Consider the following 692-nt stretch of genomic DNA (forward strand, 5'->3'; position numbering starts at 1 on the left):
GCGGCGGCGGCCTACGGGGCCTACCCGTACGGCGCCGCAGTGCGGCTATTACCCGTATCCGCCCTGCTACTGAGCGGGCCTGCCGCTTCGACACGGGCGCGGCGCGGCCGAGCGCCGCCTCGCGATCGACGATCCCGCGACGACGATCCCGCGACGACCATCTCGCGACGACCATCTCGCGATGACCGGCGCGGCGATGAAGGAGTGCTTTCCGGCGATCCGAGGTTTCGCCGCGCGGCGCAGGCGCGACGTTAACCCCGCGATGAAGTCGGCCCGTGGAGGGGGGCCTCGACCCGCGTCGGGTAGGCGCGCCTTCACGCCTGTGCGGTATCACGTCGGCAAGACCAAGAAGAAAATTCGGCGCCGGTCCGGTCGTGCTGCGGTCGTCGTGCAGCGCTCGCCCCGGCCGAGACGTCGTGTGTGACACGTGCGTCGAAGGGAGTGCTGTCCATGTCGTGTCGAACGATACCGCATTGGAAGGGAATGACGACGGCGGCGGCGTTCGCCGCAGGACTCGTCGGCCTGGCGACCGCCGCGGAGGCGGGGAGCTACAGCGGCCGGTGCTGGGGCTGCGGCCCGAACTCCGGCGGCTACGCCACGGTCTACTACGCGCCGGGCTTCGCCCCGACCCAGTATCGGCCGGCGCCCGTCTACGCGGTTCCGACCTATTACCCGCCGACCTACTATCCGCC

The 692-nt window shown here is 70.8% G+C and carries 1 pseudogene; it reads left to right on the forward strand.

Features of this window, described 5'->3' with window-relative positions:
* Window positions 1–483 precede the first annotated feature (483 nt).
* Window positions 484–692 (forward strand): annotated as a pseudogene (locus ABTU92_RS29005) (hypothetical protein); the annotation flags it as partial.

The organism is Rhodoplanes sp. SY1 (assembly GCF_046000175.1).
Taxonomy (GTDB): Bacteria; Pseudomonadota; Alphaproteobacteria; order Rhizobiales; family Xanthobacteraceae; genus Rhodoplanes.